This is a genomic window from Bacillus sp. LBG-1-113 (genome assembly GCF_020708615.1).
Taxonomy (GTDB): domain Bacteria; phylum Bacillota; class Bacilli; order Bacillales; family Bacillaceae; genus Bacillus; species Bacillus mojavensis.
Window position 1 is genome coordinate 1 of the sequence record NZ_JAJFDG010000026.1, and the last position, 784, is coordinate 784.

Consider the following 784-nt stretch of genomic DNA (forward strand, 5'->3'; position numbering starts at 1 on the left):
ACCTTGACGGTACCTAACCAGAAAGCCACGGCTAACTACGTGCCAGCAGCCGCGGTAATACGTAGGTGGCAAGCGTTGTCCGGAATTATTGGGCGTAAAGGGCTCGCAGGCGGTTCCTTAAGTCTGATGTGAAAGCCCCCGGCTCAACCGGGGAGGGTCATTGGAAACTGGGGAACTTGAGTGCAGAAGAGGAGAGTGGAATTCCACGTGTAGCGGTGAAATGCGTAGAGATGTGGAGGAACACCAGTGGCGAAGGCGACTCTCTGGTCTGTAACTGACGCTGAGGAGCGAAAGCGTGGGGAGCGAACAGGATTAGATACCCTGGTAGTCCACGCCGTAAACGATGAGTGCTAAGTGTTAGGGGGTTTCCGCCCCTTAGTGCTGCAGCTAACGCATTAAGCACTCCGCCTGGGGAGTACGGTCGCAAGACTGAAACTCAAAGGAATTGACGGGGGCCCGCACAAGCGGTGGAGCATGTGGTTTAATTCGAAGCAACGCGAAGAACCTTACCAGGTCTTGACATCCTCTGACAATCCTAGAGATAGGACGTCCCCTTCGGGGGCAGAGTGACAGGTGGTGCATGGTTGTCGTCAGCTCGTGTCGTGAGATGTTGGGTTAAGTCCCGCAACGAGCGCAACCCTTGATCTTAGTTGCCAGCATTCAGTTGGGCACTCTAAGGTGACTGCCGGTGACAAACCGGAGGAAGGTGGGGATGACGTCAAATCATCATGCCCCTTATGACCTGGGCTACACACGTGCTACAATGGACAGAACAAAGGGCAGC

Annotated in this window: 1 rRNA gene; it reads left to right on the forward strand. The window is 54.8% G+C overall.

Annotated features, from left to right (window positions below):
* Window positions 1-784, forward strand: a 16S ribosomal RNA gene (locus tag LJF29_RS21110); the annotation flags it as partial.